Origin of the sequence: Aegicerativicinus sediminis (assembly GCF_015476115.1) — a bacterium.
GTDB classification, from domain to species: domain Bacteria; phylum Bacteroidota; class Bacteroidia; order Flavobacteriales; family Flavobacteriaceae; genus Aegicerativicinus; species Aegicerativicinus sediminis.
In genome coordinates this window covers 3446073-3465786 of sequence record NZ_CP064295.1, presented here as the reverse complement: position 1 = coordinate 3465786, position 19714 = coordinate 3446073, and the positions used below count along the sequence as shown (strand labels likewise).

13 protein-coding genes and 1 tRNA gene are annotated in these 19714 nt (G+C 34.8%); 8 read left to right on the top strand and 6 right to left on the bottom strand.

The genetic code is table 11. The features are described 5' to 3' along the window. Window positions 1-41 precede the first annotated feature (41 nt). The 3 genes from ISU00_RS14775 (at window position 42) to ISU00_RS14765 (ending at window position 6218) form a co-directional block, all read left to right on the top strand. Window positions 42-3995, top strand: coding sequence for an AsmA-like C-terminal region-containing protein (locus ISU00_RS14775; protein ID WP_228851444.1), 3954 nt, complete (start codon window positions 42-44; stop codon window positions 3993-3995). Window positions 3996-4108: 113 nt separating this feature from the next. Continuing rightward, window positions 4109-4897 carry a hypothetical protein gene (locus ISU00_RS14770; RefSeq protein ID WP_228851443.1) on the top strand — a complete coding sequence of 263 codons (789 nt, stop codon included), beginning with the start codon at window positions 4109-4111 and terminating at the stop codon, window positions 4895-4897. Between the two features lie 301 nt (window positions 4898-5198). Then, window positions 5199-6218 carry a glycoside hydrolase family 43 protein gene (locus tag ISU00_RS14765; RefSeq protein ID WP_228851442.1) on the top strand — a complete coding sequence of 340 codons (1020 nt, stop codon included), beginning with the start codon at window positions 5199-5201 and terminating at the stop codon, window positions 6216-6218. Window positions 6219-6235: 17 nt separating this feature from the next. On the opposite strand, the gene ISU00_RS14760 is transcribed toward ISU00_RS14765, so the two are convergent. Both ISU00_RS14760 and ISU00_RS14755 read right to left on the bottom strand, forming a co-directional pair. Then, entirely contained in the window at window positions 6236-7495 is a 1260-nt protein-coding gene (locus ISU00_RS14760; protein WP_228851441.1) for an NAD(P)/FAD-dependent oxidoreductase, read from the bottom strand. 209 nt (window positions 7496-7704) lie between these two features. After that, entirely contained in the window at window positions 7705-9003 is a 1299-nt protein-coding gene (locus tag ISU00_RS14755; protein WP_228851440.1) for a serine hydrolase domain-containing protein, read from the bottom strand. A gap of 213 nt (window positions 9004-9216) precedes the next feature. Here ISU00_RS14755 and ISU00_RS14750 point away from each other — a divergent pair, with 213 nt between their 5' ends. Then, window positions 9217-9402, top strand: a complete 186-nt coding sequence (locus ISU00_RS14750) for a hypothetical protein (protein ID WP_228851439.1) — start codon at window positions 9217-9219, stop codon at window positions 9400-9402. Window positions 9403-9623: 221 nt separating this feature from the next. After that, window positions 9624-10295: a peroxiredoxin gene (locus ISU00_RS14745; protein WP_228851438.1), complete on the top strand. Its 672-nt coding sequence runs from the start codon at window positions 9624-9626 to the stop codon at window positions 10293-10295. Between the two features lie 32 nt (window positions 10296-10327). On the opposite strand, the gene ISU00_RS14740 is transcribed toward ISU00_RS14745, so the two are convergent. Both ISU00_RS14740 and ISU00_RS14735 read right to left on the bottom strand, forming a co-directional pair. After that, window positions 10328-11731: a pyridoxal phosphate-dependent decarboxylase family protein gene (locus ISU00_RS14740; protein ID WP_228851437.1), complete on the bottom strand. Its 1404-nt coding sequence runs from the start codon at window positions 11729-11731 to the stop codon at window positions 10328-10330. Window positions 11732-11818: 87 nt separating this feature from the next. Further along, window positions 11819-12568: a spondin domain-containing protein gene (locus tag ISU00_RS14735; protein ID WP_228851436.1), complete on the bottom strand. Its 750-nt coding sequence runs from the start codon at window positions 12566-12568 to the stop codon at window positions 11819-11821. Between the two features lie 260 nt (window positions 12569-12828). On the opposite strand from ISU00_RS14735, the gene ISU00_RS14730 reads away from it, so the two are divergent. Continuing rightward, entirely contained in the window at window positions 12829-13527 is a 699-nt protein-coding gene (locus ISU00_RS14730; protein ID WP_228851435.1) for a response regulator transcription factor, read from the top strand. A gap of 9 nt (window positions 13528-13536) precedes the next feature. After that, window positions 13537-15015, top strand: coding sequence for a sensor histidine kinase (locus ISU00_RS14725; protein ID WP_228851434.1), 1479 nt, complete (start codon window positions 13537-13539; stop codon window positions 15013-15015). On the opposite strand, the gene ISU00_RS14720 is transcribed toward ISU00_RS14725, so the two are convergent. Next, window positions 15012-15986, bottom strand: a complete 975-nt coding sequence (locus tag ISU00_RS14720; protein ID WP_228851433.1) for a type I phosphomannose isomerase catalytic subunit — start codon at window positions 15984-15986, stop codon at window positions 15012-15014. The genes ISU00_RS14725 and ISU00_RS14720 overlap by 4 nt on opposite strands. Before the next feature lie 186 nt (window positions 15987-16172). Between ISU00_RS14720 and ISU00_RS14715 the strand changes: the two genes are divergently transcribed. Beyond that, a tRNA-Arg gene (locus ISU00_RS14715) sits at window positions 16173-16246 on the top strand. A gap of 101 nt (window positions 16247-16347) precedes the next feature. Here the strand turns inward: ISU00_RS14715 and ISU00_RS14710 are convergent. Next, window positions 16348-19566, bottom strand: a complete 3219-nt coding sequence (locus ISU00_RS14710; protein WP_228851432.1) for a VCBS repeat-containing protein — start codon at window positions 19564-19566, stop codon at window positions 16348-16350. Between the last annotated feature and the right edge of the window lie 148 nt (window positions 19567-19714).

The following is a 19714-nucleotide window of genomic DNA, read 5'->3' as shown; positions in this document are numbered from 1 at the left end:
TAAAACCAAATATTTCTTCATATTTTCGGTTTATTTAGAACGTGACAGCCAAATCTCCTAAAAAATTAAAATTCTCTTGGTCTAAATGGTGGCGCCATCTATTGGTAGTCTTGTCATTTGGGGTACTCTTTATCGTAGCCTTATTTGTTCTTGGTTGGTTAAACAGGGACCTGGTTTTAAAAGAACTTCACCAATGGTATTCCGAAAACAATAAAGGAACATTGGAGATTGGCCGTATCGACACAAATTTTATACGTGCTTTCCCCAATGTTGGTTTTACAATTAGGGAAATAACTCAATCTAGTTTTGATACTGTTTCTGATAAAAAGTCTTCTGTTTATATAGATCGCGTTAATGTGGCCATTGGTGTTGGTGATCTGCTTTCAGGAAGTGTAAGGTTTAAGAAAATAGAAGTAAAAAAGGCAGAATTGATTTCTGAAGTGAGGTCCTCACGTCCCTTTGATTATCACGTGAACCTTAAGCGGCTTAAACAGAGTAATACGACTTCGGGTATTAGCTTTCCATCTTGGATTAATACTGAATCCCTGATATTTACCATTGAGAATCTTAATTTTCAAACTAAAGACACGATTCTTCATAAATTTTTCGATCTGAACATTCATAATGTCATTGGCAATTTTGAAGAATATGAAGATAAATTAAGAGGTAGTGCAAATTTTGACATAACAGTAAATGCCTTAGGATTCAATACCTTAAAAGGTTCCTACTTCAATGGGGCCCGTGTTAAAGGTGCTCCTAAATTCCAATTAAATAATACCACCAACATTATTGAAATTCCAGATTTTGCACTTCACATAGATGATCAGATATTTAATTTAAAGGCTGATTTCGACCTAACCGATCTTACCGAGTTTAAATTTTCACTTTATAATGAGGAAACCGATTTTCAGGCCGTTAAAAAGATGTTGCCCGATAGCCTTTCTGTAAAGCTTGAAAAATATGTCATTCATAAACCATTCAAAACTAGTCTAGATTTGAATGGGAAATTTGAATATGGTAATAATCCAGACTTATATGCCGAATTTTCAAGTGTCAATAATGAAGTTTTACTGAACCAAACTGTAAAAATGGACAGTGTAGTATTTAATGGCTACTTGACCAATAATATTTATGAATCTGATAGTCTTAGAAGTATTAAATCTTCAAAAAAGGACGCTAAAATTTATTTTGAGAATCTAGAGGCTGACATAAAGGATATAAAGTTAACAGCCCATGACTCTTATTATCAATCGTCGGTTGATGCAGCAAACTACATCAAAGCTGATTTGCATGTGAGTGGATCGAATGAAACCCTTGCGGAAGTTTTGGAGAATGACAATTTTGCCTTCAAGGGAGGTCAATTTAACCTTGAGGCAGATGTAGACGGAGATATTTCCTCTTTACCTGAAATCTTTAATTCTTCCACAGGGAAATTTAATATGTCTAATACTAATGTTTCACTTAAAAAAAATGGTCTTCAATTACCCCTAGAGAAGGTTAACCTTACACTAAACCATGAAAATTCCACTCTTAATGAGTTAAAGATAAATCTTCCGAATGGTAAGAACCTCATATTCAGTGGTAGTCTTAAAAATGCATCATCGGTTTTAGCAGATGACCCAACAAAACCGATGTCTAGTTTTGTAACCTTAGATTCTAGAGATTTAGATATAAATGATTTAATAATTACAGCAAAAGAATTTCTTCCTTCGTCCCAACGATCAATTGACGATAGGAAAAACTTGCATGAAATTTTGGATGCCATTTACCATAAATTTCACCCTCGATTTAAAGTTGATTTGAACACAGTTGAATATAACTCTATTACACTAAACAACCTAAAAGCAGATTTAGAACTTATTAATCCTGAAACCATAAATCTGCAAAGTTTCGTATTCGATTATTTTGAAGCATCAACAAAGCTTGAAGGTTTGGTAAGAGTTCCGAAACCTCAAGGAACTATCAAAGATCCAATTTTTATTGATGCAAGAGCAGAAACCGAAGGTCAGCTGCATATTTTTCAAGATTTATTTAATATACAACTTGTTGAAATAAAAACTGGGGATTTTAAGTTCACTGGTGACGTTAAAGGTAACATTCATAGATTCGATGAGTTATTAAATTCAGCCAACGGAAATCTGAAAATTGAAGAGACCAAATTTTATTATCCGAACGCAGATTTGGATATCGCTTTCGACTCATTAACCGTAAAAATTAATGATTCAAAAATTGAACTAAATAATTTCGAGTTAGAAGTTGGAGAAATTTATCCTTTTATCTTGAGTGGAATGGTTGAAAAGTTTCCAGGGTTTCTAATCGATGATATTAAGAATGAGGGTACTATTTCTATGGTGGTGGATGCTCCTTATATAGATGTAGATGAATGGTCAAATGCTTTTAAATCTTTAGATGAAGAAAAAGAAGATAAGTCATTAAAAAAGAAAAATTTATACAATGCATTTAAAGATATTAATAAGTTAAATCCAAGATTAAATGTTACAGTAGATTCTTTAAAATTTCGGGATCTAATTGCGAAGGATATAAATGCATCTGTCTTTTTTGAAAACGACTCATTACTAATTTTAGACCACCTTAAAATTAAATATAAAGAATCTGAAGCATTTATTGATGGTTCGGTACAGGCGGCCAATATTGAAAATATGTCTGGAGCAGCCAATCCATTTAATTTCAAGTTTACGGTAGATGCCAAAGGGAAATCCCAGAACCTAAATGATTATTTAAAAACATCAAACTTTCTTTTTGATTCTGGTAATTTCGAGTTCAAAGGAGGTTATGAAGGTCGGGCTGAAGCTTTACTCATTTTAAACTCAAATGCTTATGGTGAGTTAAAGCTTGGTAATTCTACAGTTAATATCAAGGCTGCAGATATTCAAATTCCTGTAGACAGCTTGAATTTGGAGATAAAGAATGACTTTGCCACCTTGAAGAAATTGGATGTTGAACTTCCTGGGAAAAGCTCGTTGCAACTAACAGGTTCCATAGATAATTTTTCAAATTTCATTAATAATTATAGTGACGACAATTCCCATATTTCAACTTTCACAATTAAATCACCTTATTTAAATACCAAGGATATTAAAACCTTATTGAATGCAAACAATAAGGTCAAAGAATCTTCAAAGTCTAAATCGGTAGATCTACAGAAATTCAAGACCATTTTAAATGATATCGATGATTCTTACTATCCCTCAGCTAGTATAGAGATTGATTCCCTCATCCATAATTCAATTTCGATAGCGGATTTCAAATCTGATATTGGCTTTAACAGTGAAGGGGCCTTTATTGTGGAGAAAACAACTATAGATTTGTTTGATGGCACCTTAAGTTTAGGAATTGATGCAGATATTGAAAACAGCCACCATTTACCTGTAGGGATACAGATGGATGCTGAAAACATCAATATTAAAAAGTTATTAGAAAGCTTTGATTATTTCGGTGACTCAGACCTGCGAAACACAGAAAAGATAGAAGGTGAGCTCAGTTATCGCATAGATGGGACTGCATTAGTAAACCATGATGGAAGTATAAACATTGGTTCTTTGAATGGGACGTTAGATTTAACCATTGCCAATTTGGTTTTACATAATTATAAACCGGCTATGGAAAACAGTGTTTTAATGAAGGATGAACGATTTAAATATTTAGAATTTCAACCAATAGAGCAAAAGTTTCAAATTGTTGATGGAGAAATCATCATTCCTAGAACCCAAATTCAATCTACGGCATTACATGTTTATTTAGAAGGAAAATTAAAGTTTGAGGATTATGTGAATATATGGGTTTCCGTTCCTTGGAAAAATTTAAAACGTAATGATGGACTCACCTTGCCTGAAAAACAAACCTATGAGGATGCAGGCGGGAAATTTTACTTACAATTAGTTCAAGATAAAAACAGTGAAAAATTAAGGAAACGTGATTTGAAAATTAAATTCCGATTAGGAAAAGGTAAAATGAGAAAAAGCCTTCAAAAATAAACAGTGAAAGTTCTAAAAATGTCCGGGATAATACTGAATGGATTATTTAGGATTCCAAAATTTCAGAAATTCACCATATTTGATCATTCGTTAAATTTCAAACTATTATCGAGATGCGCAATGTATTTTTAGCCCTAATCATTTCAATTTTCTCAACCGCTCAATATTTTTCACAACAAAAGACCATTAAGATAAGTGAGGAACTTATAGAACATGCAAAAATGCATAAGGTTAAAATTGGAGCTCAATGGATGGGCAAAATCAGCAAATTAAATTTTGATGAATTTGAAATTGTTAAGGGAAAGAACAAGGGGCCTATAACTGAGCATAGATCAAATCTATTTGATACGAAATCCCAAGGTAAAACCAAGGGTTCTTTTAACTTTGAGTTGACAAACAAAAATAAAGATACGGCTTATGTTTCGGCAGTGAATGAAATGACATATAACGAAATTCATTCATTACAAATACTAGATAATGTCTTTGTTGGATCCGATGAAGTATTGGCAAATTCAAGCTACTTTATAGCCGAAATAGACACCTCTATAAATCCAGATGATTTTTGGGTTTTAATTATAAATTCGACTCAAGGATCTGAGGTCGAGTTTAAAAATGAAGCCTTTTTAACTAATGATGAAAGAATAATTGAATTACGCCCTACTCCCCTATACGACGATATTACCAAATTAATGTCTACAATAAACGGATATGAATTTTTTGAAAACGGGAATCCTATTGCTGCGGTCCAATTTTATGGCCCTGGAATGTGGGGTATGAACAAAAAATTGGTGTGGCTAAAGAAAGATTTAGAACCTAATTTTAAACTGATTCTTGCATCTTCTATGGTTGCATTATTGCAGCAAAATTTGAACGATTTTAGTTCCCTAAACCATACTGATTAAAGAGTAAATCAAATACCGGTAAGGCAAGAAATTAATAAAGCCCAAACCAGTTGTGGGGAATGGGCTTCGTTGCTATTAATTAAAGGGAAAGTTGTATATAAATACATATACAACTATGGTTCAAAATAAATGAGAAATGTACACTTATCCAAATTTCTTGGCCATAAAGTGTTAAGGAAAAGTGCAAAAGGTTCAATAAAAATATAATCTCTTATGAAAATATTCTGATGAGATCTCCTTTAACGATTCCTGTTTTACCTATTTCTGTTATCTTACTTCAAAATTCAAACCACTTATAACAATGTATAGAATCTTTATAGGTTTTATGGTTCTTTTGCATTTAGGATGCAAGAAACAGTCTCAATCATCCCCTGTTAATATTTCAGTGAATAATTCAATGAATTCTTTAACCCAGAAGAATAACAATCCAATTTTTCCTGGTTGGTATGCAGATCCAGAAGCGATAATTTTTGACAAAACCTATTGGATTTACCCAACCTACTCTGCCCCGTACGATGAACAAGTTTTTTTAGACGCGTTTAGCTCTAAAGATTTGGTTAATTGGGAAAAACACGAACGAATACTTGACACCTCCTCAGTAAAATGGGCAAAAAGAGCTGTTTGGGCTCCATCTATTATTGAAAAAGATCAAAAGTATTATCTCTTTTTTGGAGCAAATGATATTCAGAGTGATGAGGAAATGGGCGGAATAGGTGTGGCGGTTAGTGACAGTCCTTCTGGAAAGTTTAAAGATTACTTGGGTAAACCTTTAATCGACAAGTTTTATAATGGTGCCCAACCTATTGATCAATTTGTTTTTAAAGATAGCGATGATTCATATTATTTAATTTATGGGGGATGGAGACATTGTAATATTGCAAAGTTAAATAGAGATTTTACGGGGTTTGAACCATTTGACAATGGTACTATTTTCAGGGAAATTACTCCAGAAAATTATGTGGAAGGGCCATTTATGTTTATTAAAAATGGTAAATACTACTTTATGTGGTCTGAAGGTGGATGGACAGGCCCAGATTACAGTGTTGCCTATGCTATTTCTGATTCTCCTTTTGGTCCATTTAAAAGAGTTGGAAAAATTTTAAAACAAGATATGGAGGTTGCTACGGGAGCTGGCCACCATAGTGTAATACATCCCAAAGGCACAGACAATTATTACATTGTTTACCATCGAAGGCCATTGAACGAAACGGATAGGAATTCTAGGGTTACTTGTATAGATGTTATGGAATTTGATGAAAACGGAATGATAAAGCCCATCCAAATAACCCACTACGGTGTGGAGCCATTCGAAATGAAGTGAAAGACTTTGTTAATCGGTTATTTTCGTTTATAATTTCTAATTATTAAGCCGAGTGGACGATCGTAATTAATATAATTTGAGGCCCAACCAATAAAAGCAGAAACTTTATTTTTAAATCCGACCAAAGACAATATGTGGACCATCATCCATACCACCCAGGCAAAAAAACCTTGAAATTTCCACTTTGGCAAATCCACAACAGCTTTATTCCTGCCAACTGTGGCCATCATTCCTTTGTTGAAATAAGAAAATTCTTCAGGCTCCTCCTTATTTACTAAACGGATGATATTTTTTGCTAATAATCTCCCCTGTTGTTGCGCTACTGGAGCGAGCATCGGTAATCCTTTGGGGTTTTCATCCGTTACACACGCCGCAACATCCCCTATTGCGAAAATGTTCTTCGTTCCTTTAACTCTATTTATCTTATCAACGGAAATTCTGTTTCCACCTACCAAGCTATCTTTTGGTAATCCTTCAATCGGTGAAGCCTTAACGCCTGCTGTCCAAATAACTGTGTCTGTATCGAAGGTAGTACCATCTTCCATCTTAACAGTAGTTCCATCATAGGAAGCTACTTTTGCATTAAGAAAAACACTGACGCCTAATTTCTTGAGATATTCCAATGATTTTTGGGAAGCTTCTTCTGACATTACGGCTAATAGTTTAGGCGCCGCTTCATATAGGTTAATACTCATCCTAGAGGTGTCTAGATCCGGAAAATCCTTGGGAATAACATAATGTTTCATTTCAGCTAAGGCACCAGCGAGCTCGATTCCTGCTGGTCCACCCCCCACAATTGCAATGTTCATTATTTCTTCAATAGACTCGTCACGATCCTTTGCCAAAGCTTTTTCCAAATTTTGGAAAATATAACTTCTCATATTTAAGGCATCAGGGACAGTCTTTAAAGTCAATAACTTGTCTTTTTGAGGTTCAAAATTGAAAAAGTTGTTTGTGCTTCCAGTCGCAATTACCAAATAATCATATTGAAATTCCCCAATCGATGTTTCGACACTGCTTTTATCAATATCCACAGATTTAACCTCCGCCATTCGGAAGGAGATATTTTTGTTATTTCGGAATACTCTGCGTATGGGATATGCAATACTATCTGGCTCTAATCCTCCAGTTGCTACCTGGTAAAGTAGTGGTTGAAAATTGTGATAGTTATTACGGTCTATGACAAGTACTTGGCCTTCTTTGTTTTTAAGGGATTTTGCTAATTCGAGTCCTCCAAATCCTGAACCGACAATAACTATTTTAGGTTTATCTTTCATTTATTGTAATATCCTTTTAATGCAACCTTTATCCTAGGTATGTGAAGTGTACATCATTCTTTAGGTTTGATGTTCAATTTTATAGCGGGCATTAAACCCTAAGTTCTTTTTAATGGGGTAAATTATAAAAAGTTGAATTATGCTTCTATGTTTTTTTCAAAGCAATTTGTTGGATTTCCAAACACAAATAAATTAGTAATATTAGAATATCAATCGTCGATAGATTGATAGATAAGTATTGGGAACTTCCATCCGGTTACATCATTGACTTGACCTTGGGTTTGTTTCAATATTACACCTATAATTTCTTCCTCTGGATCAGCAAAATATTGAGTATTGAAGTAACCTCCCCAACTAAACGTATTGAGGCTGCCTTTGCCTCCCTTGGCTTCACCAAATTCAGTAACTAAATTGAAGGCTAAGCCAAATGCACTATCTCCTTTTTCTCCCCATAAATCTCCTATTTGGTTGCTTAATATTGCATTTACGGTAGTGCGACTCAATAATCGAATACCATTATACTCACCACCATTTAAATACATTTGAAGAAAAGTGGCATAATCTTTTGCGGTGCTTGTTAAACCAGCTCCTCCGCTAAAAAATGTCTTTGCCCCTTCTATAGGATAATGAGTATTGTAAAAGGTATTAGGAAAAATACGCCACTGCCCATCTTGTTTAGATTGAACTTCCACTAGTCGTTTGGTTTTTTCATCAGGAATATAAAAGTAAGTGTCCTTCATACCGAGAGGATCGAAGATGTGTGATTTGAGGAATTGATCAAATTTCATCCCGGACATAACTTCGATAAAATAACCAAGAACGTCCAAACCTTCACTGTAAATCCATTTTTCACCAGGATTTGCATGTAATGGCAGTTTAGCCAATTTTTTGATATTGTCTTCTATTGTAACATCTTTATCTGAATACAAGTCTACAATTCCGGCTTTTTGATAAATTTTGCGAAAACGTTCGTCTGAATCAATTATTCCATAACCTATACCCGAAGTATGAGATAAAAGTTGGCGAATCGTTATCTCTGATTTAGCAGGCTCCGTGGTATAAGTTGAATCCTTTTCGTTGAACGACTTTAGAACCTGGGGATCTTTAAATTCTGGAATATACTTGGATATGGGATCATCTAATTGAAATTTTCCCTGTTCCCATAACATCATTACCGCGGTTGATGTAATTGCCTTTGTTTGTGAGGCTATCCTAAAAATATCGTCCCTTTTTAACCCTTTATTTATTTGATTATTGGCATTACCATAGGCTTTCCAAAAGACAATCTTTCCCTTTCGAGCAACTAAGGCAACTATTCCAGGGAGATTTCCATTTTCAATTTCTTCTTTACACATATTATCAATTAACCCGAGTCTTTCAGAGGACATTCCAACACTTGATGGTGTTGCTTCCTCTAAAGGTGGTGATGTTTGTAGTGACTTGGTTTGAGAATTAGAAATTGAAGAGGCAAGTAAAATCAAGCAAAAACTAAAAAGGAAATTTTTCATGGTAAGTTGTAATATTTAAATGATAAGTCAAGTATTAAATAAGTTTTAAAGATAGCTCATCTCTACTACATTCAAAATTCAATAAGAAAATATTCAAAATGCGAATACAATAATTTATTGCCTATAAATTAGAATATTTTTAATTTTATCAATATTTGAAATGCGAATATTTAATAAATTTGCAATTCGACTTCAACTTTAATATTTGTGGTTATGAATGATTTTGCTGCAATTAAAAAGCATATAGGAATTGTTAGTAGGACTGGAGCAAACTGTCCTGAAAGTGGAACTTGGAGAGCTCTTGGTGCGCCAGCCCAACTAAAACCAATTAGAAAAGGTGCAAAAATGCCGCCTGCCAATGGTAGAGTTGTCCAATGGAAATTGGTTCGATACCTATAAAATCCATCTTTTTATTGTTTTTTGGGTAGGGAAATTTAAATGGTTTTGAGTTTCTCCTCAAATCCTTTTATTAAAATCTTCAATTAGAATAACCGTTTAAATGATTATTTGAAATTTATCCATCCGTGGATATTTCTTATGTAACAATCATTACAGTACAGGTTTTTACTAAGCATTACTTTTGGTTAGATTTTGATTTAAAACAATAAAAACCATAAGTCATGGAAGAACTTAATAATTTCAAAGAGACAACATACAGCATGCCTAGAATTGGGGATGTTGCGCCAGATTTTGAAGCACTAACGACAAAAGGGAAGATTAGATTTTCTGAATATGCAAAAGAAAAGTGGGTTGTTATGTTCTCACATCCTGCGGATTTTACGCCCGTCTGCACTACTGAAATGAGTGGCTTCGCAACAAGAAAGGCAGAGTTTGATGCTTTGAATACTGAACTAATCGGTTTGAGTATCGATAGCATACATTCTCATCTGGCATGGGTACAAAATGTTCGTGAAAATACAGGTGTCTATTTCGACTTTCCTATTATTGCGGATATTGATATGAAAGTATCTAAGCTTTATGGAATGCTGCAGCCTAATGAAAGTGAAACAGCTGCAGTAAGAGCCGTTTTTTTTATAGATCCAAATAAAAAAATTAGACTTATTATGTATTACCCTTTAAATGTTGGTAGAAATATGAATGAAATTTTAAGGGTACTCGAGGCTTTGCAAGTTTCAGATAAACATAAAGTTGCATTGCCACTGGATTGGAATAAAGGAGATAAAGCAATCGTTCCACCTCCAAAGACATTGGATGAACTTAACGAACGGTTACAGGATACCACTTTGGAAAAAGTTGATTGGTACCTGGCTAAAAAAGAGATTTACAACTAATTAAAAAAGGGGTGGCATGAAGCCACCCTTTTTTATTCCATACTATCTAAAATTGCCTTTACATCGTCAATCGTCGTCTCTGGATTTATAAAACAGAAACGTGCTACAACTTCCTCACTGCCATCTTTTGTCCAAGTGGTCGGTGTTACCAAGGCAAACCCCTTTTGTAAGTTTTCATAAGTCCAATTGGTGTAGTCTTTATACTCCCATCCTTTTCGTTGAAATAAAACGACTGACAAGGATGGTTCCCGTATTAATCTTAAATAATCACGTTCCTTTATAAGGTCCGCTGATTTTTTGGCTATAGTGACGCCATATCGAACTGCACTTTCATAAGCTTTTGTACCATGCATGGCAATTGAAAACCAAAGTGGCATTCCCCTGGTTCTTCTAGAAAGTTGCAATTGATAATCACTTGGGTTAAAACCACGTGCACCTTCATCTTTGAATATTTCAAGATAAGTTCCTTTTTGGGTATGGGCTTTTTTGGCTTGTTCAATATCACGGTAAATGATTGCTCCACAATCGTAAGGCGTAAATAACCACTTGTGGGGATCTATTGTTATACTATCAGCTTTTTCAATACCCTTAAATAATGGCTTTAATTCGGGCACTACAATAGCCGCTCCACCATAAGCACCATCTACATGAAACCAAATGTTGTGTTTTTGGCAAACCTCTGCAATTTCATCTAATTCATCAATGATACCTGCATTAGTGGTTCCACTAGTTGCAACCACTGCAAATAATCGTTGATAATCATAAGGTTGTAATCCTTTTATAACTTCATTTAGTTTCTCTCCGTTCATGTTATCGTTGTCGCCATCTTCAACCAAAATAACGTCAGATCCTAAAACCTTGGCCATTTGTTTAATTGACGAATGGGCTCCATTCGAAGTAATCAATAGGGACTTAAGTGTTTTATTTATCTCCGATTTTTCCAACCACACCTCTCGAGCGGCTAACATAGCTGAAAGGTTTGCGGCTGTTCCCCCACTTGTAAAAACCCCAAAAGCGGTTTCAGGTAAGCCAGTATTGGAAACAAGCCATCGCATAGCCTCATTCTCGCAAAAGATACCCCCTGCTCCCATCATCCAATAGGCCCCATGAATACTTGAGGCTGCTGTAACTAAATCGAATAATATGGATGCTTTCGAAGGAGCTGCAGGCACAAAGGCAAGATTACGTGGGTGGTCTTCAGAAATTGTTGCTTTAGACAGTACATCCCTAAATAATTCTAATGCCTTTTCTCCTCCAATTCCATCTTCTGTAATCGTTTCTCCAACTAACTCCTTCAACTGTTCCTCAGATTTTGGATTTCCCAATATACCTTTGGTATCGGATAGGCGATTTATTACATATTTTATAATGTCGAATGTCATTTCGACTGATTCTAAATCAATCGAATTTAGGTTCTTAATTCTCTGTTTTTTCATGGGGGCAAAGTTAAGAACAATGGCATATAGTGCAATAAAAAGACCAACCCGATTGGTTGGTCTTTAGAAATATATTGAAACTATGGATTATTGAGGTGTAACAGTTACTTTTATCATATCACTAACATCTGGATATGTATAGCCATCAACGACCAAATGAACTACTCCATTTTCATCTATACCCGTATTGGGAGCTGATTGTCTTGGTGCTTGGTTTGGACCAACGCCAGGTTCTTCATTGACTTCAGTTCCAGCATCCCAAAGTTGTAGGTACATTGTAACATCTCCATTAATTGGTTCCTTATTTCCATCGAATAATGGAATACCCCAAGAATTGGGTGCAATAAATAAATCGTTCGATTGTGCAAACATTGTTGCCAATGTGAAATGATCTTTATTCTTCGCTGTTATATAGAATTCATAGGAATGACCTGGCAAAATTGGGCTTGGCATTTCTCCTCCGACAGGAATTGAAAATGCTCCAGACTCCCTCACCCTTGAGTTATTCATTAAAGAATTATATAACATTTGTGGATTCCCGTCTTCTGCAATATGTTCCAATCCATCTCCATAATCTGGATATCCTTCCATAAATAATGGTTCACTTTTTTGTTTTTGAACAACATAAACTCCAGGAGAAAAAACAGTTGGATACGTAACTTCGTCTGATCCTAAGTTTTCTATCGTTACCTTAAATTTAGTAAAGGCATTTGATTCATTTACTAAATTAGTCGCCTCTTGGGCATTCAAAAGTTCTGAATCCATTGATTCTGAATCTGTGCTGCAGCTTGACAAAATGAGGCAAAAAGCGGTTGTTAATAATAAAATGTTTTTCATGATTAAATGTTTTAATGTTGATATAGCAAACCTATAATTGAAGTATCACACTCCTTTAACAGGATTATAGCCCTTTCTAACAAGAGTTTAAATTTTGAGATAGAATTAGGTGATAATTTGGGTTCAAAAGTTTAGAAATCCTATCAAAGCATATGTAAGGACCCAGAAATAAAGGAATATGGTTACATTTATAAAGCGTGATAAATTCGTGATAGTTTCTACATATTAGTTAATTACTTTGCGAACCATATAAATTAAGAATGACACAAATTCTAGTTGTCGAGGATGACAAAAATATAGCTGAATTAGTAACAATAAATCTTCAAGACGATTTAACAAAAGTCACTTGTTGTTATGATGGTGCAGAAGGTTATGTTGAAGCTAGTAAGTCTGATTATGACCTGATAATCTTGGATTTAATGCTTCCTGGAAAAAAAGGAATGGATATCTGTAGAGATTTAAGATTAAATCATATTCAAACTCCAATTCTAATGCTAACGAGTAAGAGTGACGAAATTGATAAAATTTTAGGTTTGGAAAGTGGTGCAGATGATTATATTACAAAGCCTTTTAGTGTACGTGAGCTCCAGGCTAGAGTTCGTGCTGTTCTGCGAAGATCAAGATCAGATAGGACCAACTCCGAACCATCCACAGATGGTTTGGAAATAACGGTTAAGAATCTAAAGATTAATCAAGAACTGAGAAAGGTTCAATTAAACGGTAAACGCTTAAATCTCACCCCAAAAGAATTTGAATTGCTTTTGCTCTTAGCCAACAATCCAGGTAAGACATACAGCAGGGCACAGTTGTTACACAATATTTGGGGTTATGAATTTGAAGGATATGAACATACTGTTAATTCACACATAAATAGATTACGCTCTAAATTGGAAAAAGACCCTAGTAATCCTGAATTTATACTTACAAGTTGGGGAGTTGGATATAGGTTTACGGAATAAAAATAACTCATGAATACACGCAATACATTATTTTATAAAATCGCTGGTTTTTTGGCTCTGCTATTCTTGGTTTTAGGATTTTTTATAACGAAATCTTCAATCAAACTCTCTGAAGATTACCACAATGAAATTACCCAAGGGCTGAATAAGGATGTTTCAAAATATATCGTAAAGGAAGTCCAGGGGTTGTATGATGGAGATACTGTTGCAGAATCAAAAATGAGCGATCTCATGCACCATGTAATGGCTACCAATCCAGCAACGGAAGTTTATCTCTTAGATTTAAATGGGAATATTTTAAAACATGTTGCTATGAACAAAGAGGTTAAGGCAACAAGTGTAGACCTGGTACCAATAAAAGAATTTATCGAGCGGGACGGCAAGGTATACATTATGGGTGATGATCCTAAATTACCTGGGGCTAAAAAAATATTTTCTGCAGCTCCCTATTTACATAACAATAAGACTGTCGGATACATCTATACAATTGTGGGTGGCAACGACTATGACGCTTTATTGCTTGAACATCAAGGGAGTTATATAAGAAAACTGAGTGTTCGTAATATGCTCTATTTTTTATCTGCTGCTCTTGCCATTGCTGTATTGACCGTTTATTTGCTAACAAGAAACTTTAATAAAATTGCACTTGCGTTTAAGTCTTTTAAAAAGGGAAACCATGATGCTCGAATTGAAGGTGTCAATCATGGAGAAATGGGTCTTTTGGCCAATACATTTAATGATATGGCAGAAACCATTCAATCGAACATAAATGAATTGCAAAGTGTAGATAATTTAAGAAAGGAGTTGATTGCCAATATTTCCCATGATTTAAGAACACCTATTGCCTCTATTAGGGGTTTTGTTGAAACTTTAATGATTAAAGAAGATGAACTGAATGAAGAGGAAAAACAGCGATATATGCAAATTGTATTGAAAAATTCTGATAAACTGAAAAAACTTGTTGATGATTTATTTGAGTTAAGCAAGTTAGAAGCCAAACAAAGGTCCCTGCAACCTGAAGCCATTCAAATAGCCGAACTAATCCAAGACATTGCCGATAAATACCGGATTATCGCTAAAAGGAAAGGTGTGAGTATTAATACCGTTTATTCAAAAGACTTACCTCTTGTTTATGGCGATATTGCGTTAATCGACAGAGCCTTGCAGAATATAATAGATAATGCAATTGAGCATTGCGAGCCTGGGGATGTTGTTAGTTTGGAACTTTCAAGAGAGGATAATGAGGTGAAAATTTCAGTTTCAGACACAGGCAGTGGTATTCCACACCAAGAATTGCCACATATTTTTGAACGTTATAGAAAAGGGAAATTCTTGACCGATTCAGAAAAAGGAAGTGGATTGGGTTTAGCTATTGTTAAAAAAATCATGGATGTTCACAACATCAAAATCCATGTAAAAAGTATAATTAATCAGGGCAGTGAATTCTTTTTCAGGCTACCAATACAGAACAATTATATAGCTAGTTAGGCTTCAACATATATTTCCAAAAGCTCACCTCCTAGCGAATCAATGTGTACATTATTTTGGGTGGCTGGAATTAAAAGTGTTTCTCCAGTATTTAAAGTTTCGCTATTTCCATCAATAGCAATCTGTGCCCTGCCGCTAACGCACATAAAAATTACAAAACTGTCTATGTCCGTATAATCTTTTTCTAAATGGCCATTAACGGGAAGAAGATTGGTTGTAAAATATGGGCATTGTTTCAAAAGATTAGAGGTATTGCTTTTTTTGGAAGATTCTAATCTATAATCAGATTTTTTTTCAAAATCTATGGCTTCTACAGCCGATTCGGTATGAAGTTCCCTTGGATTTCCATTCGCATCTACCCTATCCCAGTCGTAAATTCTATAAGTTATATCTGAGGTTTGTTGTATTTCAGCCAAAACAATTCCACCGCCTATAGAATGTACCTTTCCTGCATTAAGGAAAATGCTATCTCCCTGTTCAACTTTTTCGAAATTCAATAAAGCGGTTAATTTACCAGATTCCAAAGCATTTAAGTACTCTTCTTCACTAATGGATTCTTTAAACCCTATATTCAATTCGGCATCTTTATCGGCCTGCATGATATACCACATTTCGGTCTTCCCTAAACTTTTATGTCGTTCTTGGGCCAATTGATCATTTGGATGCACTTGTACCGAGAGCGGTATTTTAGCATCAATGAATTTTATTAATAAAGGGAAATTAGTCCCGAATTTTTGATACACACTGGTCCCGACCAATTGGTTTTTATACTTAGTAATTAGCTCCGTTAAAGAATTACCTGATAAACTCCCATTTACGACAACCGAAACAAAATCTTTCACCCCAGAAATTTCCCAACTTTCCCCTATATTGGAAGAAGTAGATTTTTTATTGAAAAGGGTTTTCAATTTTTCCCCGCCCCACAATTTTTCTTGAAGAATTGGCTGAAATCGTATGGGATAATTTAACATTGTACAGTAGTTTGTTTAGGACAAGCCGCAAAATTACGATTAGTCTTTAAAAAATTGTTTAAATACTCAGGATTTTACAATTATTTTAAAGGTAAATCCATAAATTGAAAAATGCGAAATTATAAGTTGTTTACTTTAAACTATGTCATTATATTTGCAGCGCTTTTCGCAAAACGATAGCGAAATGGTCGCGTAGCTCAGCTGGATAGAGCATCTGCCTTCTAAGCAGACGGTCACAGGTTCGAATCCTGTCGCGATCACTGAAAGCTTCACTAGGAATAGTGGAGCTTTTTTGTTTTCTTAATTAGGCATTATTTAAATGTTCAACCTTATCCGAGAGAAAGGAAATTGGCATAATTTCTTAATTGATTTTAAAAATGGTCAAAGGTCGGTCGTTATTGGCTATAAACAGATGTGATTCACCTCTAACCGTTACTAATTCCATGTTTTTTGCGTTAAGGTCATTGTAGAAGTTGACATCTTTAAAAGGACTCAAACCACCATTAGAATTGCCCAATAATATATAACCAATGTTGGAATCGTATTTTACAGTTTCAACTTCGGCTTCGTGTATTGCCCCTATGCCAATTACATCTGTATGTCCATCCTTATTAATGTCGGCAAAGGCAAAAGACATGGTGGGGCCAAGTTGTGCGATGGTTGGTAAATGCTTAATCGTGAAGTCTCCACCACCATTATTCTGAAGGTAGACAGATTCAAATTCAGTAGCGGTCTTATGATAAGAATTATTTATTTCTTCTTCTCCATAAATTTCAGTTAGGGTTGAATTCGCAAATTCCTTATAAGTTTTGATTTTCTCACTTACAAATGCATTTTGACTTGTTGAGCATTCTTTTCCTCGTACCGGTACCAAATTGCCATTATAAAGCTTACTCAAAATCATATCATAATTAGCGTCATTATCAAAATTATTCCCATAGATTTTAAGAGGTTTTTCTGCTGACGGATGAAATTTGTTGTTTCCACCCAAATTGCCTACGAAATAATCCATATCACCATCGTTGTCAAAATCAATTTCAGATATTGTATTCCACCAGCCAGAAGTATTGGCTAAAGACGGTAATTCCATTCGATTTGTGAATTTGCCACCCGAATTTTGTAAAATAGTTATAGGCATCCATTCGCCTACAACTAAGATATCTTTATCATTATCTCCATCGTAGTCAGATAAAATGATATCGTTTACCATACCGAGTTCCATTAATTCTGGAGCAACATCATTGGTGACATCGACTAATTTGCCTTCTGAATTATTTAATAAATAAGATCTCGGTGCTATCGGATATTTGCCTGGAACCACTCGGCCAGTAACAAGGACATCTAAATCCCCATCGCTGTCATAATCGAATGAAGTGATAGCTTTTGTACTAGTTAACATTATTGGTAAATCGTTTGACCTTAAAAATGTGCCACTTCCATCATTAATGTATAGTCGATCTTGCAATAATGGATCATTTTCTTTTAGTTCATAACCACCACTTGCAACATAAAGATCTTCATCGCCATCACCATCCACATCAAAAAAATGTGCTCCGTTATCTTCAAATGCCTTATCGGTTTCTAATGCTTTTTGGACCATCCTGTTGAATTTCCCTTCCGATGTTTGTATATAAATTTCTCCAGTTTGTTCTAGTGCACCGCCTATAAAAAAGTCGATTAGGCCATCATTATTTATGTCCCCTGTTGTAAATGCTGGACCTTGTTGCGATTGCTTTTGTGGTAGTAATACTTGTCTCGAAAAATCATTGAAATTATTCTCTTCATGTTTGAAATCGATTCCAATGGCACGCGGATCCAACCTTGTTATGTAAGACTTTGGTTCCAATACGGTTTCGCTACCTTTTGAAGAAGCCTTCCTTTTGTCGAAAGTTAGAGTTTGGTTTGGTTTAACATTCTCCATAATTGACAAGGCCCCATCACCCCAGGCGATTTCTATTTTATTAATATTCTCAGTTTCTCCGACACCAAAATTCAATACTGGTGAAACAGAAGATTGATAACCACGGGCTAAATACAAGTCTTGATATTGTTCAACACTATCTGTAAACACTTTCACTTTGGCCCCAATAGCATTTATATTTTTATCATCTCCTTTTAATACAATATTTAGATAATTGTTGACCGAATTATTTCTGTAAATACTTGCTTGGTCATCCAAGTTATTTATTACCAAATCGAGGTCCCCATCATTGTCTAAATCTCCATAAGCTACTCCATTAGAATTGACTGAAGCATCAAATCCCCAATCTTCTACTACCTTTTTAAAGGTCAGATCTTTCTGATTCCTAAATGCATAATTTTGAAGTTTTTCTGAAGGCATTTCATTTAAAATTTGATCGATCGTCATATGTTGTAACGAATCTTCATTGGCATCCAAAAATTTGCCGAAGTCCTGATTAGCGATTTCACGCTTTATTCCATTAGTTATGAAAATATCCTTAAACCCATCTCCATCAAAATCTGCAATTAAGGGTGCCCAACTCCAATCAGTTTTAGCAACGCCTGCTACTTGGGCTATATCACTAAAATACCCATTGCCATTATTCAGCTGCAACACATTAGACATATAAGGGTAATGGAAACCGGCATCAACAATCCACCAAAATCCTTCAGTATTCATTGTGGCCATATTCTGTTTGCCCCGTTTATGGTCTTCCGCAGACATTTCCAAAACAAGCAAATCTGGCAAAAAATCGTTATTTATGTCAGCAACATCAGAACCCATGCTGCTATAAGAAATGTGCTTTAGTTTAGTATTAACCTGGTTGGAAAAAGTGCCATTTTTGTTATTGATGTATAAGTTATCTGGAGTGATAAAATCATTTGCAACAAAGACATCTAGCCAACCGTCATTATTAAAATCGCCTATTGAGGCACTTAAACTGAATTCCTTGTTCATTATGCCACTTTGCTGCGTAACATCGACAAATCGATTGCCTTCATTTCTATACAAATGATCCGAGGTCTGTGGATAAAAATCTTTGTCTTCTATAATCGCCTTAAGATTAACGGAATTTAGAAAATCACTTCTATGATTTATCAAGTACATGTCTAAATCTCCGTCTTTATCATAGTCAAAAAAATAAGACTGCACGGAAAAACCATCGTCATCAATACCCCATTTGTTGGCCTCTTCCTTAAATGTGCCGTCTTTTTGATTTACAAATAGCTTGTTCCGTCTTAATAAGTTATCGTTTAAGGAAGCAGATTTACAAACATAGATATCCATCCATCCATCATTATTTATGTCAATCATGTTAACGCCTGTGGTCCAACCTTCAGAATCATTTACTTTTGCATTATCCGTAATATCTTCAAACTTAAAATTTCCTTTATTTATATAAAGTTTGTTCGACCTTTGATTAGAGGTAAAATAAACATCTATTAATCCATCGTTATTAATGTCTCCAAGCGAGACTCCACCACCATTATAGGTATAATAATAATTGAGTACATTAAAATCGCTAGTTTCTTCTACGGAGTTTGTGAAATCAATTTGTGTTTGGTCATTTGGAATTAATGAAAAAAGAGTTTCTGCATTGGTTTCTTTTTTCTTCACAACGTCTTTTTCACATGAATGCAGGATTATAAGGATTGCTAAAAGTTTGAAACAAATTTTACACATAAGTCTGATTTATAAGTCAATTAAATTGCCATCAAATTGCAACCGTTTGTCCCAAATGTAAAAAATTGAATCAATGATTGCA

Coding starts and splice junctions, on each gene's coding strand:
- ISU00_RS14760 (WP_228851441.1), bottom strand. CDS start 7,495: ATGAAAGATAAACCTAAAATAGTTATTGTCGGTTCAGGATTTGGAGGA.
- ISU00_RS14735 (WP_228851436.1), bottom strand. CDS start 12,568: ATGAAAAACATTTTATTATTAACAACCGCTTTTTGCCTCATTTTGTCA.
- ISU00_RS14770 (WP_228851443.1), top strand. CDS start 4,109: ATGCGCAATGTATTTTTAGCCCTAATCATTTCAATTTTCTCAACCGCT.
- ISU00_RS14730 (WP_228851435.1), top strand. CDS start 12,829: ATGACACAAATTCTAGTTGTCGAGGATGACAAAAATATAGCTGAATTA.
- ISU00_RS14725 (WP_228851434.1), top strand. CDS start 13,537: ATGAATACACGCAATACATTATTTTATAAAATCGCTGGTTTTTTGGCT.
- ISU00_RS14745 (WP_228851438.1), top strand. CDS start 9,624: ATGGAAGAACTTAATAATTTCAAAGAGACAACATACAGCATGCCTAGA.
- ISU00_RS14755 (WP_228851440.1), bottom strand. CDS start 9,003: ATGAAAAATTTCCTTTTTAGTTTTTGCTTGATTTTACTTGCCTCTTCA.
- ISU00_RS14740 (WP_228851437.1), bottom strand. CDS start 11,731: ATGAAAAAACAGAGAATTAAGAACCTAAATTCGATTGATTTAGAATCA.
- ISU00_RS14765 (WP_228851442.1), top strand. CDS start 5,199: ATGTATAGAATCTTTATAGGTTTTATGGTTCTTTTGCATTTAGGATGC.
- ISU00_RS14750 (WP_228851439.1), top strand. CDS start 9,217: ATGAATGATTTTGCTGCAATTAAAAAGCATATAGGAATTGTTAGTAGG.
- ISU00_RS14720 (WP_228851433.1), bottom strand. CDS start 15,986: ATGTTAAATTATCCCATACGATTTCAGCCAATTCTTCAAGAAAAATTG.